This window comes from Hyella patelloides LEGE 07179 (genome assembly GCF_900659865.1).
Taxonomy (GTDB): Bacteria; Cyanobacteriota; Cyanobacteriia; order Cyanobacteriales; family Xenococcaceae; genus Hyella; species Hyella patelloides.
The window spans coordinates 1-2,034 of sequence record NZ_LR214265.1 but is presented as its reverse complement, the minus strand read 5'-3'; the positions used below and the strand labels follow the sequence as shown (position 1 = coordinate 2,034).

The following is a 2,034-nucleotide window of genomic DNA, read 5'->3' as shown; positions in this document are numbered from 1 at the left end:
AAAAAGCTCCTTCTTGATTTCCGTGAACTTGGTCATCAGTTACATCCATGTCTAAAATAATTTCTCTAGGTGGCTTTTTATAGGATGAGAGAAATATCTCCCCCCTAGCTTTTTCAATTGCTTGTTCGTCAGCTTCTATTTTATGGTAACGACTTTCTTTCTGATTTATAATTGTTTTGGGACAATATTCTAGTCGGTTAATTGTACTTTTTCCCGCTAAAATTCTTTGATTTGATTCAATAAAGTTCAGTTTTCCTAGGGCAATTGCCAAGGCTGGATCGTAGCGTAATTTATCATGATCATTAACATCTTCGTAACCTAAAACAATGCCATAAACCCTTTGTGCTAATAATTGATATACTGAATAATCTACATAGGATGAGTCGCGATAATCTCGAAAACATTCCGCGAAACGAGAAGTAATTTTTAGCTTTTTATCCAACTCTGCCATTAAGATGATTCCTGCGTCTGACGTGATTATTCCTCCACTGAAATCAGCTATTACTTTTCTTCCTTTTAGACTTCCAAAATTTAGTTGATTTGGGATAAAACTTGTGGAGCTTGGAGTCATTTAATAGATAAAATATAATTGTTTTGATCCTTAAATTATATCGGTTTTTTAACTTATTTATAGAGAAAAATGTAGAGTAAAACTAAATATATTTGCTTCCAATATTATGCCAACTAAATTGCTTTTTGTTCAAACTCTAATTGATTCTGATCCAGACTATAACTCAAACAACAGACTGTCGTTTGACAGCAGCCGTGAACAGCAGGGTTAAACCTAAACTTGATCGGGCTTCTACTTATAGCGATCGCCTTATTTGTGAGAAATGCGGGATAATGTAGTTCGAGAATTGGATTTGATGCTGAGGGCGCGTTATCCCCTACTCTATATCGTTTCCGTAGAAGAAGAACCCATTGATGAAGTTCTCAATTTAGTTGCGGAATTATCTCAACCCAAACGCAAGATTGCTATTTGGGATATCGTGCGGGGATGGGATAATAATGGCGGTGATAAAGGTTCGGTGATGGCAGCTTTAGGAAGAGTAGGGAAGGCTGATAGTAACGACAATACGATCTTTGTACTGCGAGACTTACATTTTATCTTAAAAAATCCCCAAAGCGATCGCAATGCTCCAGTTATTCGGGAAATTAAGAATTTAACGAAGGAATTAAAGCGCAGTCGCAAGACGTTAATTCTCACCAGTCATGCTTTAGAGATACCAGAAGAGTTTGCAGAAGAAGTAACGGTGATTGATTTTCCTTTACCCGATGCTCAAGAGATAGATTACCTGATTACTCAATTAGTCGTACCAGAAAAATTAAAAGTAATGGGGTTGGCGCGAGAACAACTGGTAAAAGCCTGTCAGGGGTTGAGTAGGGCGCGAATTCAACGGGTATTAGCTAAAGCCTTAGCAGCCAAACAACAGGTAAACGAGTCGGATATTGATGGAGTATTAGAAGAGAAGAAACAAACTATTCGTCAGACTGGTATTTTGGAATTTTTTACTACTTCCGAATCGTTAAAAAGTGTTGGTGGTTTAGAAAATCTCAAGCAATGGGTAAAGATGCGCCAGGATGCTTTTACAGAAGAAGCGCGGAATTATGGTATCCCCAATCCTAAAGGAGTCTTACTCGCAGGTATTCAGGGTACGGGTAAATCTCTCTCGGCAAAAACCATCGCCCATGAATGGCGTTTACCCCTGCTGCGTTTGGATACGGGGCGTTTATTTGGGGGAATTGTCGGGGAAAGTGAAAGTCGTGTCAGACAGATGATTGCTATTGCTGAGGCTATTGCCCCCTGTGTATTATGGATAGATGAGATTGATAAGGCGTTTGGTAATATTAGTAGTGGTGTAGATGGGGATTCTGGTACTTCTAGAAGAACCTATCCCACTAATAATTAATAGATAAAATAAGAAGGTTGTAACTAAACGACTGAAGATGCCAGGCAAATTTGAGGGATTAAATGACCTAGAGTGGAAGCTATTTCAAGATATTTTTCCTAAAAAGAAAAATTCCGAAAAGCGA

General features: G+C 38.3%; 1 protein-coding gene and 1 pseudogene. One reads left to right on the top strand and one right to left on the bottom strand.

Going from position 1 to position 2,034, the window contains the following annotated elements:
* Window positions 1-571: transposase (locus tag H1P_RS32965; RefSeq protein WP_186376294.1), on the bottom strand; the 571-nt coding region annotated here is incomplete at its 3' end.
* Window positions 572-833: 262 nt separating this feature from the next.
* Between H1P_RS32965 and H1P_RS32960 the strand changes: the two are divergent.
* Window positions 834-1,895, top strand: a pseudogene (locus tag H1P_RS32960) (AAA family ATPase); the annotation flags it as partial.
* Window positions 1,896-2,034 lie beyond the last annotated feature (139 nt).